The 16,693-nt window shown below is 57.6% G+C and carries 15 protein-coding genes; 12 read left to right on the plus strand and 3 right to left on the minus strand.

What is annotated here, in order from left to right:
- The first annotated feature begins 8 nt into the window (after positions 1-8).
- The 9 genes from QP027_RS03055 to QP027_RS03095 all read left to right on the plus strand — a co-directional run bounded on the left by QP027_RS03055 (position 9) and on the right by QP027_RS03095 (position 9,796).
- Positions 9-2,057, plus strand: coding sequence for an acetyl/propionyl/methylcrotonyl-CoA carboxylase subunit alpha (locus QP027_RS03055; protein WP_284825898.1), 2,049 nt, complete (start codon positions 9-11; stop codon positions 2,055-2,057).
- A 32-nt stretch (positions 2,058-2,089) separates the two neighbouring features.
- Positions 2,090-3,250, plus strand: a complete 1,161-nt coding sequence (locus QP027_RS03060) for an acyl-CoA dehydrogenase family protein (RefSeq protein WP_284825899.1) — start codon at positions 2,090-2,092, stop codon at positions 3,248-3,250.
- A gap of 21 nt (positions 3,251-3,271) precedes the next feature.
- Positions 3,272-3,766 (plus strand): MaoC family dehydratase, encoded by a 495-nt coding sequence (locus QP027_RS03065; protein ID WP_284825901.1) that lies wholly within the window; start codon positions 3,272-3,274, stop codon positions 3,764-3,766.
- Positions 3,763-4,593 carry an HpcH/HpaI aldolase/citrate lyase family protein gene (locus QP027_RS03070; protein ID WP_284825902.1) on the plus strand — a complete coding sequence of 277 codons (831 nt, stop codon included), beginning with the start codon at positions 3,763-3,765 and terminating at the stop codon, positions 4,591-4,593. The genes QP027_RS03065 and QP027_RS03070 overlap by 4 nt, the downstream gene beginning before the upstream one ends.
- 44 nt (positions 4,594-4,637) lie before the next feature.
- A complete protein-coding gene (locus QP027_RS03075; protein ID WP_284825903.1) occupies positions 4,638-6,341 on the plus strand; it encodes an AMP-binding protein in 1,704 nt (567 codons plus the stop codon).
- Positions 6,342-7,064 carry a CoA transferase subunit A gene (locus QP027_RS03080; RefSeq protein WP_284825905.1) on the plus strand — a complete coding sequence of 241 codons (723 nt, stop codon included), beginning with the start codon at positions 6,342-6,344 and terminating at the stop codon, positions 7,062-7,064.
- Positions 7,065-7,730 (plus strand): CoA transferase subunit B, encoded by a 666-nt coding sequence (locus QP027_RS03085; RefSeq protein ID WP_284825906.1) that lies wholly within the window; start codon positions 7,065-7,067, stop codon positions 7,728-7,730.
- Positions 7,731-7,733: 3 nt separating this feature from the next.
- A complete protein-coding gene (locus QP027_RS03090; RefSeq protein ID WP_284825908.1) occupies positions 7,734-8,933 on the plus strand; it encodes an acetyl-CoA C-acetyltransferase in 1,200 nt (399 codons plus the stop codon).
- A gap of 86 nt (positions 8,934-9,019) precedes the next feature.
- The gene (locus QP027_RS03095) at positions 9,020-9,796 is read left to right on the plus strand and encodes a thioesterase family protein (protein ID WP_284825910.1); all 777 of its coding nucleotides are present in this window, start codon (positions 9,020-9,022) and stop codon (positions 9,794-9,796) included.
- A 65-nt stretch (positions 9,797-9,861) separates the two neighbouring features.
- Here QP027_RS03095 and QP027_RS03100 read toward each other — a convergent pair whose 3' ends face one another.
- Genes QP027_RS03100 through QP027_RS03110 form a run of 3 tightly spaced genes read right to left on the minus strand, consistent with a single transcriptional unit; the run spans position 9,862 to position 13,090 of the window.
- The gene (locus tag QP027_RS03100; RefSeq protein ID WP_284825911.1) at positions 9,862-11,310 is read right to left on the minus strand and encodes a cytochrome b/b6 domain-containing protein; all 1,449 of its coding nucleotides are present in this window, start codon (positions 11,308-11,310) and stop codon (positions 9,862-9,864) included.
- Positions 11,311-11,315: 5 nt separating this feature from the next.
- Positions 11,316-12,299, minus strand: coding sequence for an electron transfer flavoprotein subunit alpha/FixB family protein (locus QP027_RS03105; protein WP_284825913.1), 984 nt, complete (start codon positions 12,297-12,299; stop codon positions 11,316-11,318).
- A gap of 11 nt (positions 12,300-12,310) precedes the next feature.
- The gene (locus QP027_RS03110) at positions 12,311-13,090 is read right to left on the minus strand and encodes an electron transfer flavoprotein subunit beta/FixA family protein (RefSeq protein WP_284825914.1); all 780 of its coding nucleotides are present in this window, start codon (positions 13,088-13,090) and stop codon (positions 12,311-12,313) included.
- A gap of 178 nt (positions 13,091-13,268) precedes the next feature.
- On the opposite strand from QP027_RS03110, the gene QP027_RS03115 reads away from it, so the two are divergent.
- The 3 genes from QP027_RS03115 to purH are packed head-to-tail and all read left to right on the plus strand — an operon-like array spanning position 13,269 to position 16,687.
- Positions 13,269-14,498, plus strand: coding sequence for a flavin-containing monooxygenase (locus QP027_RS03115; protein ID WP_284825916.1), 1,230 nt, complete (start codon positions 13,269-13,271; stop codon positions 14,496-14,498).
- Between the two features lie 42 nt (positions 14,499-14,540).
- Positions 14,541-15,128: a phosphoribosylglycinamide formyltransferase gene (gene purN, locus QP027_RS03120; protein ID WP_284825918.1), complete on the plus strand. Its 588-nt coding sequence runs from the start codon at positions 14,541-14,543 to the stop codon at positions 15,126-15,128.
- A gap of 2 nt (positions 15,129-15,130) precedes the next feature.
- Positions 15,131-16,687, plus strand: coding sequence for a bifunctional phosphoribosylaminoimidazolecarboxamide formyltransferase/IMP cyclohydrolase (gene purH, locus QP027_RS03125; protein WP_284825919.1), 1,557 nt, complete (start codon positions 15,131-15,133; stop codon positions 16,685-16,687).
- Positions 16,688-16,693 lie beyond the last annotated feature (6 nt).

Below are 16,693 nucleotides of genomic sequence, written 5' to 3' on the forward strand. Positions count from 1 at the left end.
GAAAGCACATGACCAAGACACCAATCACCACAGTGCTCGTGGCAAACCGAGGCGAGATCGCCTGCCGCGTCATCCGCACCCTCAAAGCCGAAGGCGTGCGTTCCGTCGCAGTCTTTTCTGATGCGGATGCAAATGCACCGCACGTTCACGAAGCTGACGTAGCAATCCACATCGGCCCATCACCGGCGCGAGATTCGTACCTTGTTATTGACAAGATCATTGACGCAGCGCAGCGCAGCGGTGCCCAAGCGATCCATCCGGGTTACGGATTCCTCTCGGAAAACGCTACCTTTGCCAAAGCGTGCGAGGACAACGGCATCATCTTCATGGGGCCGCCGGCTTCGGCTATCGACACCATGGGAGACAAGATTTCCGCCCGCGCTGCCGTTGAAGCCCGAGATGTCCCCACGGTCCCAGGCATCTCTCGCCCGGGGCTTACCGACGACGACCTCATTGAAGCCGCACCGAATATCGGTTTCCCAGTGCTGATCAAGCCTTCAGCCGGCGGTGGAGGAAAAGGCATGCACCGGGTGGAGGATCCGAAAGATCTCCCAGAAGCGTTGAAAACAGCTCGTCGTGAAGCAGCAAGTGCATTTGGCGATGACTCTTTGTTTATCGAGCATTTCGTTGACACACCGCGCCACATTGAGGTGCAGATTCTCGCCGACACCCATGGCAATGTGATCCACCTCGGCGAACGTGAGTGCTCCTTGCAGCGTCGCCACCAAAAAGTCATCGAAGAAGCACCGAGTCCGCTTCTCGACGAAGAAACGCGCCAAGCTATCGGTGAGGCAGCGTGTGATGCGGCGCGGTCCGTGGGCTACGTCGGAGCAGGAACTGTGGAGTTCATTGTTCCTGCGGCTCGCCCCGATCATTTCTACTTCATGGAGATGAACACCCGCCTTCAGGTGGAACATCCAGTGACCGAGGAAGTCACCGGCTTGGACCTAGTGGCGCTGCAGCTAGCGATCGCACGCGGTGAGGAGTTGCCCGTCGCCCAAGAGGATGTGACACTCACCGGCCACTCCATCGAAGCACGAATCTACGCAGAAGATCCCGCCAACGGGTTCCTTCCGACAGGCGGACGCGTTGATCGCGTAAAAGCTCCGAGCGGGGAAGGGGTGCGCGTTGATTCCGGCATCATCGATGGTTCCGAGGTCACCTCACTGTATGACCCAATGCTCATGAAAGTGATCGTCCACGGGGCGGACCGCCAAGAAGCACTGCATCGACTAGACAAGGCACTCGCGGGCACCGTGGTTGCTGGCGTGGGAGTCAACGCAGACTTCTGTCGCTTCCTCATCAACGTCGACGAGGTGGTTGCGGGTGACCTAGACACCGGGCTGCTTGACCGCGTGATGGATCAATATGAAGTCAGTCGGACACCAGATGAGGCACTCATCGCGGCCGCCATGATCTGGCTGGCTAGCCGGTGGCCAGAAAACCCCGGGTCGGCTTGGGATATCCCAGACGGCTGGCGCCCGGGTAGATCGGTACCGCAGCGTGTCCGTCTCGCGGATAGCCAGGGTTCGGCATTGGTGCTCATCGATGGAACACCCACTGCCGCGACCGTCACCGTAGGGGCAAACGTCCCGGGAATTACTCGCGACGAAGACGACCACGAGCCGCGTGACTATCAGGCATCCGTATATCGCCAAGGCGACTCCTGGCGCGTCGTGATCGACGGCGTCGGTGGTCATTGGGACGCAGACTTCGTCGGTAAGCATGGCGAAGAAGCAGCCGAGGTCATCGTTTCCTCCGACCACGGCGCGTGGACGATTCGTCGTGAAGCAGCTGCCCGATCCGCTGCGGATGCGGATGCCAACACCGACACCGTGTTGTCGTCGCCAATGCCTGGCACGGTCATCGCGCATTCGGTGGAAAGCGGCGCCCACGTCAGCGCCGGCGACGCCGTTCTCGTCGTCGAAGCAATGAAAATGGAGCACGTTTTGCGTGCCGCCGTCGACGGCACAGTCACGTTTCACGCTGCGCCTGGCGACCAAGTCCAAGCAGACAAAGCTCTTGCCACTATCGACCCGGATAACTCCGAAAAATAATCCTCACACAGCACAAGAAAAGGAATCACAACATGTCTGACCTCAACATCTCCCAGCTGCCAGAAGAGTACCGCGAGCTGCAAAACGTCGTCCGCGAATTTGCCAACGAAGTCATCGATCCGGTCTCAGCACAACACGATAAAGACCACACCTTCCCATACGAAGTTGTCTCCCAGATGGGTGAAATGGGCCTGTTCGGCCTCCCTTTCCCTGAACAGTACGGCGGTATGGATGGCGACTACCTGCTATTTGGCATCGCTCTGGAGGAAATCGCGCGAGTTGACCAATCAGTGGCCATCACACTCGAAGCTGGCGTTGGCTTGGGCGCCATGCCGATCTATCACTTCGGAACCGAGGAGCAGAAGCAGAAGTACCTTCCCGACCTGACTTCTGGAACCAAGCTAGCTGGCTTTGGTCTTACCGAAGCCGACGCTGGCTCGGACGCAGGCGCAACCCGCACCACCGCGGTAGAAGAAGGCGACGAGTGGGTGATGAACGGCTCCAAGCAGTTTATTACGAACTCCGGGACAGACATCACTTCCTTGGTTACCTTCACCGCCGTCACCGGACAGCGCGAGGACGGCAAGAAAGAGATTTCCGCCATCATTGTGCCGTCGGACACTCCAGGATTCACCGTTGAACCCGCGTATGACAAGGTCGGCTGGAATGCCTCTGACACACACCCGTTGACTCTGGCCAACGCACGAGTGCCAAAGGAAAACTTGCTTGGCGAGCGCGGACGTGGGTATGCCAACTTCCTGCACATCCTCACTGAAGGCCGTGTTGCTATCGCAGCGCTTGCCACCGGTGCGGCCCAGGGCTGTGTTGACGAATCTGTCAAGTACGCCAACGAGCGCGTCTCCATGGGCCGCAAGATCAGCGAGTACCAGGCGATTTCCTTCAAGGTCGCGCGCATGGAGGCTCGTGTCCACGCAGCACGCCTCGCATGGATGGACGCCGCCGCGAAAATGATCGCAGGTGAGGACTTCCGCAAGGAGGCGTACATCGCCAAGCTGATCGCCTCCGAGGCTGCGATGGATAATGCGCGCGACGCTACCCAAATCCATGGCGGCTACGGATTTATGAACGAATACCGCGTGGCACGACACTACCGTGATTCCAAGATCCTAGAGATCGGCGAGGGCACCTCCGAGGTACAGCTCATGCTGATTGCACGCGAGCTTGGACTGTAGAGACTCGGAAAGGAATCTGCCATGACTGATGTAGTACAGCGCGGACTGTGGTTTGAGGAATACCAGGAAGGCACTCGCTATCTTCACCGACCAGGCCGCACCGTAACCGAAGCAGACGACGTCGTGTTCACCACACTGACTATGAATACCCAGCCGCTGCACCTCGACGCACATTGGTCTTCGCAGCAGGGGGGCTTTGGCGGCCAGCGCCTAGTCAACTCCATGTGGACGCTGTCTACCGTCGTCGGACTGTCGGTTTCCCAGCTGACTTTGGGCACCATTGTTGCCAACTTGGGATTTACCGAGATCAGTTTTCCCAACCCCATGTTTCACGGCGACACCTTGTATGCAGAAACAGTGTGCGTAGGAAAGCGTCTATCCAAGTCTCGTCCAGGACAGGGCATCGTCGAGTTGGAGCACATTGGGCGCAACCAAAAGGGCGACGTTGTGTGCAAGGCTGTGCGATCCACTTTGGTGCAGTGTGACCCGGAAGCAGGAGGGGCGCAAAACCAATGATGACGAACCAGTGGAATCCAGTTGGGCCAGGGCTCTTGTTCGCACCTGCGGATCGTCCAGAGCGGTTTGCCAAAGCCGCAGAACGATCTGACATGGTCATCCTCGACCTCGAAGACGGCTGCCGACCAGAAAACCGCGAGGAGGCTCGGGCTAACATCCAGGATTCAGAGCTTGATCCAGACAAAGTCATCGTTCGTGTGAACCCCACGACAACGGACGAATTTGTCTTGGACTGCCGGGCCCTAGCAACCACTCGATACCGAACAGTCATGCTGGCGAAAGCGGAATCGGAAAACAACGTCGACACCTTAGCCAAAGCCCTGCCAGAGGTACAGATCATTGCGCTCGTCGAAACGCCTCTCGGGGTGCTCAACGCGCAACAGATTGCGGCTCACGACGCGGTGGTTGCAATGTTTTGGGGAGCCGAGGATCTGGTCGCTGGGCTTGGCGGGACCTCGTCGCGCACAGCTGACGGCACCTACCGTATGTTGCCAAAATACGCGCGTGCACACGTTCAGGTGGCGGCGGCAGCGTATGGAAAGGCCGCGTTGGACTCCGTTTACGTCAACATTCCGGACACTGAAGGCCTCCGCGCAGAAGTCGCAGATGCGGCGGCCCTCGGTTATGCGGGCACCTGCTGCATTCACCCTTCACAGGTGGAGATCATTCGCGAAGAATTTCGTCCGAGCGAAGAAAAAATCGACTGGGCATCTCGTCTCTTGCGTGAGGCCCAAAGCAACCGCGGAGCCTTTAGTTTCGAAGGCCGGATGGTTGATGAACCACTATTCCGCCAGGCCCAAGCTATTGTGCGTCGCGCCGGGATCTAACCACTTACAACTCACTCTCTCCAATCAAGAAAGCAGAAAAGACAATGACTAGCTGCAGCTACGATTTCACCCCAGTATCTAATGGATCGATCGCCGTGGACGAAGCAGGGAACAGAATCTCATGGGTTAAGGGTCCAGGTGTTGATCAAGGCGCACCGCCTTTGCGCGAAGATACGTTAGGACAAATGCTTCGTTCGGTGGTTGAGCGTTACCCGCACCGCGACTGCATCATCGATGTCTACGCGGACGTGTCCTTTACCTACGAGCGCTTTTACAACCGCGTTCTTCGTTTGGCCAGCGCATTCATCCGTCATGGTTTCCGCAAAGGCGACCGTGTCGGTATTTGGTCCACCAACCGCTGGGAATGGCTTATTGTGCAGTGGGCCTGCCACCACCTTGGCTTAGTATTGGTGAACATTAACCCTGCTTACCGCCAGTCGGAACTGAATTATGTACTAGCGAAAGCCGGCGTCAAGATGGTCTTTGCGGCGCAGCGTTTCAAGGACTCCGACTACCGCACCATGCTCAATGAGGCGCGCAAACAGCGCGGAGTAAACCTTGAGCGCATCATCTACTTCGGCTCCACCGAGTGGTACGACGCGATGCACGGTGACATCGATGATCTGAGCGAGCACACTAAGGATCTGCACAACGACGATCCGGTAAACATCCAGTTCACCTCGGGCACCACCGGATTTCCAAAGGGTGCGACGCTGAGCCACCGCAATATCTTGAACAACGGATACTTTGTAGGTGAAAACCTGCACTACACCGAAGAAGATCGTGTTGTTACCCCGGTGCCTTTCTTCCACTGCTTCGGCATGGTGATGGGAACCATCGCGATCTTGTCGCACGGAGGCTGCATGGTTATCCCAGCGCCCTCCTTTAAGTCCCGAGAAACCCTGAAGGCCGTCCAAGTGGCTAAGGCAACCTCCCTCTACGGTGTGCCGACCATGTTCATCCAGGAGCTCGACGAGGCGGAAGACCACCGCGAGTACGGCAGCCCCTACGACCTTTCGTCGTTGCGAACCGGCATTATGTCTGGCACCTCGTGTCCGACTAAGACGATGCGCGAGGTCATGGACGATTTCGGTATGCAGGACATCACCATTTGCTACGGCATGACGGAAACCTCACCGGTATCGTTCCAAACCCGCACCAATGCACCGCTGGACAAGCGCGTGACCACGGTCGGCCAGATTATGCCACACCTCGAGTGCAAGCTTGTCGACGAAGAAACCGGCGAACCGGTGGCACTTGGCGAGCAAGGTGAAATTCTCGTGCGCGGCTACTCGGTCATGAAAGGGTACTGGGAGCACCCAGAAAAGACGGCAGAGGCCATCGACGAGGATGGCTGGATGCACTCCGGAGATCTCGGTGTGCTGGACGACGAGGGCTACCTTTCGGTTACTGGTCGCTTGAAGGACATGCTTATCCGCGGTGGTGAAAACATTTACCCGCGTGAGATTGAAGAATTCCTTTTCACCCACCCTGACGTAGTCGATGCCCAGGTTATTGGTGTTCCTGACGACAAGTACGGCGAAGAAATCATGGCGTATGTCATTTTGCGCGACGGCGTCGACGATCTCACTGCTGACGAAGTAGCGGAGTTCGCCCACGGCAAGCTCTCTCGCCACAAGGTGCCACGCTACATCCACGTAGTCGAGAGTTACCCGATGACGGTATCCGGCAAGGTACGCAAGGTGGATCTGCGCGAAATGGCACCGAAGGTTCTGGGGTGGATCTAAATGACACTGAACAAGACTTTTGCGTCTGAAATGCTGAAGGACCTCATCGCAGATACCGTCAGCGACGGAATGACACTCGCTGTTGGTGGATTCGGGCTCTGTGGTGTGCCGTTCTTGCTCATCGAAGCGTTGCGCGATGTTGGGCGAAAGAATCTGACGGTCGTATCCAACAATATGGGCGTCGATGGCAAGGGCCTGGGCATCCTGCTTGAAAATGGCCAAGTTTCCAAGGTGCTGTCGAGTTACGTCGGTGAAAACAAGGAGTTTGCGCGACAGTATCTGGCGGGAGAGCTGGAAGTGGAGTTTAATCCGCAGGGCACACTGGCCGAACGACTCCGCGCAGGCGGCGCTGGCATCCCCGCGTTTTACACTGCGACTGGTTACGGCACGGTAATCGCGGAAGGAAAGCCGACTGCGGAGTTTGATGGCCAGCACTACGTCATGGAGCGAGGCATCGTCGCGGACGTGGGACTAGTGCATGCTTGGCGCGGCGACGTGGGCGGGAACCTTGTGTACCGTCGCACTGCCCGCAATTTCAATCCTCTTTGTGCAGAGTCCGGCCAGGTGACTATCGCGCAGTGTGAGGAGATCCTGCCACTGGGAGAAATTGATCCCGATCTGGTCATGACCCCTGGAGTGCATATTGACCACGTAGTTCAGGCTGACGATCGCGAAAAGCCGATTGAGCAGGCGACAACCCGTCCGAAGGTAAAGGAGAACTAGATGACTACCGCGACTATTGGTTGGACCCGCGACCAGATGGCTGCCGAGGCAGCTAAAGAACTGAAAGACGGCGACTACGTCAACCTAGGAATCGGAATTCCTACGCTCGTGGCGAACAATCTCCCAGAAGGCGTTTCCGTGATCTTGCAAAGTGAAAATGGCATCCTTGGGATGGGCCCGTTTCCATTCGAAGGTGAGGAAGACGCGGATCTGATTAACGCAGGTAAGCAAACGGTTACGTTGCAAACGGGCGCTTCTACCTTTGACTCTGCGACAAGCTTCGGAATGATCCGAGGCGGCAAAGTGAAAATGGCCGTGCTCGGTGCCATGCAGGTTGCTCAGAATGGCGATCTAGCCAACTGGATGATTCCCGGGAAGATGGTCAAAGGCATGGGAGGCGCGATGGATCTGGTCGCTGGAACCCCACGGGTTCTTGTTGTGACAGATCATGTTGCTCGCGATGGATCGCCGAAGCTGCGACACCGGTGCGACCTCCCATTGACCGGCGCCGGCGTTGTCGATCGCATCATTACGGACATGGGGGTCTTCGATGTCGGCGAAGACCTGCTGATTCTACGCAAGCTTGCTCCTGGCATCACCATCAAGGATATCGAGGCCAACACTGAAGCTGATTTCGTCGTCGAACTAGATGAAGTGGAGTACTAACTCATGTCTCAAACAAACAAGAACAATGACGTTGTCATCCTTGGTGGAGCACGTACACCGCAGGGTAAAATGCTCGGCGCACTTGCCGGTCTTGATGCAGTCGAACTTGGTGCCCACGCGGTGAAAAACGCGGTGGAACGAGCCGGGGTAGTCCCTGGTGATGTTGGATTTGTCGTCCTCGGTCAGGTGGTGCAGGCAGGCCAAGGGCAGAACCCGGCCCGGCAGACCGCGATCAAAGCTGGTTTGCCGTGGAGCGTTCCGGCCGAGACGATTAACAAAGTATGTCTGTCAGGCCTTACGGCGGTCATACAAGCAGCACGAATGATCCGTCTTGGCGAGTGCGATGTTGCCGTTGCCGGTGGTCAGGAGTCGATGACCAACGCGCCATTCGTCGCTCATGGGGTGCGTAAAGGAAAGGCATATGGCGCATTGCAGCTCGAGGATACGTTGGAGCGGGACGGTCTGTCGGATGCCTTTGATCAGTGTTCGATGGGTGTGCTTACTGAAGGACCCATCGCCGATCTAGGCATCTCACGTGAGGATCAAGACCAGGTCGCTGCGAGCTCTCACCAACGTGCGGCTGCAGCTCAAGACGCGGGAATCTTTGCGGCCGAGATCGCGCCGCTGGAGATTCCACAACGGAAGGGAGCCCCCATCGTTGTGGACACTGACCAAGGGATTCGAGCGGAAACTACCGTTGAGACCCTCTCGGCATTGCGACCAGCGTTTACCAAAGACGGCACGATTACAGCGGGAAATGCTTCTCCGATCTCTGATGGTGCAGCAGCTGTGGTTCTCGCGCGACGTTCGTGGGCCGAAGAACGCAATCTGGAGTACCTCGCGGTGTTAGGAGAAGCGGGGCAAACCGCAGGACCGGATAATTCCTTGCACGCCCAGCCCGCCGATTCGCTCAAAGAAGCTTTGCGACGAGCCAATTGGCAAGCCGAGGACTTGGATTTCATTGAAATCAACGAGGCATTCGGTGCAGTTGCCGTGAAATCACTGCGCGAACTGAACTATTCGGCCGACAAATGCAATATCTACGGTGGCGCTATTGCTCTTGGGCACCCGATTGGTGCCTCGGGGGCTCGTCTGACACTGACAGCTGCATATGAGCTGCAGCGTCGGGGTACCGGCAAAGCCGGCGTAAGCCTATGTGGTGGTGGCGGGCAGGGCGACGCACTTTTGCTGTACCGCGACTAAAGGGAATCGTCGAAATTAGCAGGGATCCGCAGTACCTTCGGGTGCTGCGGATTTCGCACATACAGAAACGCTCGAAAGGACAGAAAATGACTGAAGACTTCATGTTCACCCGCACAGGCTCGACTACCTTTGCGCCGACCAGAAATACTGAGGGAGCATGGTCTGCCGAGGACTTCCACTTCGCCTCTCTGGCAGGATTGATCGTCCACGAAACACTACGGGTGCGTGGCGACGATAGCAGGCACATCAGCCGGGTAAGCTACGACATCTTGGGCAGGCTGCCGTACGGAGAAGTAGAGATAAGCGTTAAAACTATCCGCCCAGGCCGGCAGATTGAGCTAGTGCAGACGACCGTGCGGTTGGGTGACCGAGACGCGATCGTGGCCCGCATTTGGTTTCTTGAACCTGCGGAAACGGAAGCGGCAGCTGCCTGCGAGATTCCGTTTCTGCCGAACCCGGACGATTGCCCGGAAAGGGTGCTGTCCGAGATCTGGGAAGGTGGCCACCTAAAGCAGGTGCACGCGCGCCATGCGTTAGTACCTCGGCCTGGGCGGGCGGCAACGTGGCTGACTTCACCGAACCAGATAGTTGATGGCGAAGAGCGAAACGCTGTTGCAGAGTTTTTCAGCCGGATCGACATCGCAAATGGGATCGCTGCGCGCCAGGAACCCAATGAGTGGGCCTACCCAAACGTCGATCTCACTGTGCACCTATTCCGCCAGCCAAAAGGCACCTGGACAGGCTTAGATACCACGGTTACCTGGGGAAGCGAAGGAGTTGGTCTGACCAGCTCAGTTCTTCACGACGTGGAAGGGCCAGTCGGTCGCGCGGAGCAGAGCATCACACTGCGACGGGTGAACTAGACCCAGACACGATTAATCCCCCGGAGGGTGCGACCTCCGGGGGATTAATCGTCGTTAAGCAAGATTTAGCGCATGGTCACATTGCCGAAAATTCGGGCAACTGGCGCAAGAAGCATCGGCCGAGCCGCAATTGTTGCGCCCACGGTAATGAGCGTTGCAACAACGAACAGAATGAAGCCGAGCCAGTTATTTGCATACTCAGATGGATCGACGGAGCCTTGGGCTGCGAACATGTGGTTCAGGTTGCGTAGCGCGCCGGTGGCGAAGACGAGGAACACATGGGTGATGATGAAGATGACGAAGTAGATCATCACTGGGAAGTGCAGCTTGCGGGCGACTTCGACTGGGTAGGCCTTGTTTAAAGCATCATTGTCCTTTGGCCAAAACATGCTCATGCGGTAACCGGTCGCGATTGCTAATGGGGCGGCGATGAAGACCGTGACAAAGTACGCGATCTGCTGCAGGCCGTTGTAATGCACCCAGCCGTTTTCCGTCGGCCAATCGAGTGTGAAGTATTGCAAAGCTGAGGACGCAGCAGCGGGGAAGACATCCCAGCTGGTAGGTACGATGCGCATCCACTGCCCAGTAGCGAAGAGCAGGACGAAAAACAACAATCCGTTGAAAACCCACAGTGCATCCATCGCCATGTGGAACCAGATAGTGAGACTGATCTTTGCCCCGCCTTTGCGCGGCGACCAGAAAGCTGGTGGTTTACGTTCGCCACGGATCTGGATACCGGAGCGAATGATGAGAACCATGAGGAACGCGTTGAAGAAATGCGACCATGCCAGCCATGCTGGAAATCCCACGGGTGCGTTTTCGGGGAGAGGTGCGTGACCTGGGTGCTCGGCGATGAAAGCCGTGCCATTAGCGGAACTTACGAAAGAACGCGCACCCCAAACGAGTGCCGCGACCAGGGCGATCGCGCCGACGAGTGCTGCTAGTCCCACGGCGATCCACTGGCTTCTGGTGAACATGCCGTACTTCGTCGGCTTAGGTTGAGCAGTCGAAGTAGGTTCCTTTTGCGCGTCAGCAGGCTTCGCGTTGGAAACCTTCTGGGTAGGCCTAGTTTCTTCTGGCTCTGACGTTATTGCAGGTGCATCTGATTCGACAACGGAGTACACCATTCGTTCGGCCTGAACTGCGCTCGGCCACGGCGCACCCCCAGGGACGCGGGGAAGTCCTTGTCGCAGGGAGACGGACTGCATTGTGCCTTGACGAACAGGTTCTGCAATGACAGGTGCCGATGCGACTTCTTCGACTTCTCCCGGGGCAGTCGTGATCTGGGTGGCCTCGACCGGAGGCCAGCCGTCGCCACCGGGGACGCGGGGAAGACCTCGGCGCAGTGTGACCTCGAACTGTGGGGCGGAAGGGGCAAGTTCCACAGGTTCGGCGTTAGGCGTCGGAGCCTTATCGACGACAACGCGATCCAAATCCACCACATCGACGGGCGGCCACGGAGCGGCACCGGGGTGGCGTGGAAGACCTCGGCGGACTCTAATTGAGGAAGTCATGTTGATCACCCGCGCTGCTGAATAATAGCTTCGGTGAGTTTTGGCACGATGTCGAAGATATCGCCGACGATCCCGAAATCGGCGATGTCGAAGATCGGCGCCTCGGGATCCGAGTTGATTGCGACGATATTCTTTGCGGTCTGCATTCCCGCGAGGTGTTGGATTGCACCTGAAATTCCCAGTGCAATATAGAGATCGGGCGAGACGGAAACTCCGGTTTGTCCTACCTGGGCGCTTGGCTCGATGTATCCGGCATCGACGGCGGCGCGAGAAGCACCAACTGCGGCACCGAGTGCATCGGCAAGGTCGTAGACCGGTTGGAACCCTTCCTTGGAACCAAAACCACGGCCGCCGGAAACGACCTTCTTGGCTCCGAGAAGCGACGGGCGCTCGGTGTTCGCTGGAGCTGGCTCGTGCGAAGTGATGGTTGCTGCGCGCCGTCCGGAGGCTTCCACTTGGAGCTCGGTGAGTGTTCCGGCAGCCGCACCAGCACGCTCGTCGACAGCACCCAGACGGATTGTTGCAATCGGAGCATCGAAGGTAGGCGCAGAGGTGACCGTGAAGCTGCCGCCGAAAACGCCGTGATGGAAGAGGATGCCTTGATCGTCGCGCGCGACTCCCGTGGCATCGGTAGAGAGAGCACGCTTCTGACGTACTGCTGCGCGGGAAGCGATATCGCGGCCTTCGACAGAGTTGGCGATCAGCACTGCTTGTGGCTGAACCGCGTCAATAGCAGCGCAGACGGCGTCGGTTTCAGGGACGGTGAGCGTGGACTCGGATTTTTGCGCGACGAGAACTTGGTCAGCGCCAATAGCCCCGAGTTGGCTGGCGATCTCATTATTGCTTGGCGACGACTCGCGGCCGAGGAAGAGTGCTACTGGGGTACCGATGCTGGATGCTGCACCGAGCAGTTCTGCGGCGGAGGGGGCTGGGCCACCTTCTGGGGTGGACTCGACAATCACGAGAATAGAATCTGGTGCGAAAGACATGGCGAGCTCCTTTAGATGAGTTTGTTCGTAGACAAGAAGGTGACTAGCTGGTCGACGGCGGTGCCGTCGTCGACAATCTTGGTGCCTGCTTCTCGTGGCGGGGTCTGAGACACTTCGGTCATGATGGATCGAGGCGTGGAGAAATCCTCGGGGTCGATACCAAGGTCCGCGCACGTCAACGTAGTGAGTGGCTTCTTCTTCGCCGCCATGATGCCCTTAAAATTGGGAAAACGTGCATCGGGGAAAGACTCGGTTATGGAGACGACTGCAGGCAGTTCTGCGGTGAGGTGAGCGGTGCCAAAGTCGTCGTCACGCTCTCCAGTGACGCTCGAACCGTCAGATGCAATATTGGTGAGTCCGGTGAGTTGGGGAAGGTCGAGGTGTTCAGCGATCATCGAAGGGATCACTCCTCCATTGCCATCGGTGGCGACGTTGCCGCACACCACGAGGTCGTAGCCACGCTGCTGGATTGCTGCTGCGAGTACTTCAGCCGTGAGCGTGACGTCTGCGCCTGCAAGAGATTCGTCGGCAATGTGCACCGCCTCATGGGCACCCATGGCTAAGCCTTTGCGGATGCTTGGTAAGGCGGATTCTGGGCTCATCGACATGACATCAATCTGGACATCGGTTGCTTGGGTGTCGGCGAGTCTGAGTGCAGCTTCGACAGCGCGCTCGCTAATTTCGTCGAGTACAGCCTCAGTTGCGCCTCGATCGGCAAGACCAGTCTCGAGGTTGAGGGTGCGCTCTCCGTATGTATCGGGAACTTCTTTGACGAGAACGACGATGCGCATCGCGGAGTCCTTTCGGTAGTGGAAGCATTTCAGTTAATCATCAATAACTAAACTAGGGGAAGATGTGTGATCTGTGCAACTGAAAGCGGGAAAAAATTCCATATGTTCCCCCTGTCTACCCCTTATGGTTAATTGTGAATAATCGAAAATTTTCCTGCATTGCCGTATCGTGACGACCATGACACCACTACCGAGTCGCACAACTGTCGCCATCTTGGGGGCGGGTCAAGGCGGCATCGCACTTGCTCGGCACCTCTCAACACACGAAATTCCATACGTGTTGTTGGAAAAAGCGCGCATCGCAGAAGCTTGGCGGACCCAACGCTGGGATAACCTCGTTACCAACGGCCCTGCGTGGGCCAGCAGCTACCCTGACCAGCCGATCGCAGGCGTTGATCCGCACTCCTACCTGCCGAAAAATACAATCGCCGATTACCTAGAGAATTACGTTGCCGAACAGGGACTAACTGTCTATGAGCACACCGCAGCTAATGAAGTCACGCGCTGCGGAGATGGCTTTCTCATCACCACAACAAGGGGAGAGGTACAAGCGCGATACGTGGTCGTTGCAACCGGAGCAACACAGGTACCAAAGATGCCCTTGCCTCCGATCGCAGGGGTGAACAACCTACATTCGGTGGACTACTCCAACCCCGCAGTCCTCGCACCCGGTGCAGTTGTCGTTGTCGGCGGTGGAACATCTGCCTACCAAATCGCCGAAGAGCTCATCGCTGCGGGAAGAAAAGTCTTCATCTCCGTAGGCACCCATTCTCGTGTTCCTCGCACCTACCGTGGCCGGGATGTCGTGTGGTGGACAGGAGTGCTTAACCACTACGAATCCGTCAACATCCCCGCAGGAGGAACCCCTAGCATCCTGATGAGCGGTGCGTACGGCGGACGCACCCTTGACTACCGAAATCTTGAAGCAACGCTAGTTGGACGTATCACGGGCTCAAACGACGGGCACTTGCTTTTCGACGACTCACTCGCCGACACCATCGCCCACGGAGACCTGTACTACCGCAATTTCTTGACTCAAATAGATGACTTCATCGCCACCCGCAAACTCGACCTCCCCGAGGAACCGCAGGCGCATGACATCGGTGATCTACCTGGGGCTGGGCCTTCGTCGATAAGCGTTGCTGAAGAGTCGATCGGCACCATAATCTGGGCAACTGGCTATCGGCCGGACATTTCGTGGCTCAACATGCCGGAACTCATCGACGACCGTGGCCGCATCGCCCACAGGCGAGGGATCACCGCGATACCCGGCTTGCTTTTTCTCGGATTGCCCAGGCAAATGCGCGTGGGCTCGGGGTTCGTGTGGGGCGCGTGGTATGACGCCCGCGTAATCGCAGATCATATCGGGCACCAGGAATATTTGCGTTCGGCGTACCCGCAGGCATGACGGAATATCCGGTTTAACGTGGAAAGTACTAAGATCGGACAGGTGACTAGCCCGCAAGGAATCTCAGTAACCGTTTTGGTGTCTGGTTCAGGAACACTCCTGCAATCCATTTTGGACAACCAAGACTCCCACTACTACGTGAACCACGTCGTAGCTGATGTCGAATGCGCTGCTCTCGAACGCGCTGACAAAGCGGGAGTTCCCACACGAGTTATCTCGATGATGGAGGACCGTGCTGCCTGGAATGTCACGCTCGCAGACGCTGTCGAAGCAACCGACCCAGACCTTGTGGTTTCGGCGGGATTTATGAAGATCCTGGGCCAGGATTTCCTGAACCGCTTTGACGGTCGCATTATTAATACCCACCCAGCATTGCTTCCTTCGTTTCCTGGAGCGCACGCTGTGCGCGACGCCCTCGCTTACGGCGTGAAAGTCACCGGCTCGACAGTTCATTACGTTGATGCCGGCGTGGATACGGGAGAGATCATTGCCCAGCGTGCGGTGGAAATCCGCGCAGGCGAAGATGAAGCAGCGCTTCACGAACGCATCAAAGTTGTTGAGCGTGAGTTGATCGTCGACACGCTCCGCTCTGCCACCATTGACCCCACCACTAGGAAGGTGAAGTTCTAAACATGACTCAGGACCGCACTCCGATTACCCGCGCGCTGATCAGCGTGTACGACAAGACTGGTCTCGAAGACCTAGCAAAGGCGCTAGGAGAGGCAGGTGTAGAAATCGTCTCCACCGGCTCCACTGCCGCCCGAATCGCTGACGCAGGAGTCAAGGTCACGCAGGTCGAAGAACTCACCGGATTCCCAGAGTGCCTCGAAGGCCGCGTCAAGACTTTGCACCCAAAGGTGCACGCTGGGATCCTCGCAGATACCCGCAAAGAAGACCACCTCACCCAGCTCACCGAGCTTGGCGTTGAACCATTCCAGCTGGTCGTGGTCAACCTGTACCCATTTAATGAAACCGTCGCCTCGGGTGCAACGTACGACGAGTGCGTTGAGCAAATCGACATTGGCGGCCCGTCCATGGTCCGCGCAGCTGCGAAGAACCACCCATCCGTCGCTGTTGTATCCTCCCCAGAGCGCTACGCAGACGTGATCGAAGCTATGAAAAACGGTGGCTTCACCCTCGACGAGCGCCGTCGCCTTGCTTTGGAGGCATTCCGCCACACCGCGAGCTACGACGTTGCGGTGGCAACCTGGTTGGGAGAGCAGCTCGACGACGCAGATTGGTCCGGTATGACCACCCTGTCTAAGGCGACCTCCCTACGTTACGGCGAAAACCCGCACCAATCTGCGAAACTCTTCTCCGACGGTGTTGGCCTTGCGGGCGCGACACAGCACAACGGCAAGGAAATGAGCTACAACAACTACCAGGATGCCGACGCGGCATGGCGCGCGGCTTGGGATCACGTGCGTCCTTGCGTTGCCATCATCAAGCACGCCAACCCTTGTGGCATTGGCGTTTCCGACGACTCCATCGCCGAAGCACACATGAAGGCGCATACGTGCGATCCGCTGAGCGCCTATGGTGGCGTTGTTGCATCCAACCGTATTGTGACCAAGGAATTCGCTGAGCAGGTCAAGCCGATCTTCACCGAGGTCATCATCGCGCCGGGCTACGAGCCGGGAGCGCTAGAGCTTCTCAAGGAGAAGAAGAACCTTCGCGTCCTCGAGGCAGAAGCGCCTGAACGCGAGGGCCAGGAAGTCAAGCACATTTCCGGCGGCTTGCTGATTCAGGAGCGCGATGTCTTGCAGGCTGAGGGCGACAAAGCAGAGAACTGGGAGCTCGTCGCAGGCGAAGCGGCAACTCCAGAGCAGCTGGCCGACCTGCAGTTCGCATGGAACGCCATTCGTTGCGTAAAGTCCAACGCAATCCTTATCGCCAAGGACGGGGCGACCGTCGGCGTCGGCATGGGGCAAGTCAACCGAGTCGATTCTGCCAAGCTCGCTGTCGAGCGCGCAAATACTCTCGACGAAGGGCGTAACCGCACCAACGGTGCTGTCGCAGCATCTGATGCATTCTTCCCGTTTGCTGACGGCTTCCAGGTGCTTGCCGACGCAGGCGTCACCGCAGTGGTTCAGCCCGGTGGCTCCATTCGTGACGATGAAGTGATCGCAGCGGCGAAGGAAGCCGGTGTGACGATGTACCTCACCGGCACCCGCCACTTCGCGCACTAGTTACAT

Origin of the sequence: Corynebacterium breve (assembly GCF_030252165.1) — a bacterium.
In the GTDB taxonomy this organism is placed as follows: Bacteria; Actinomycetota; Actinomycetes; order Mycobacteriales; family Mycobacteriaceae; genus Corynebacterium; species Corynebacterium breve.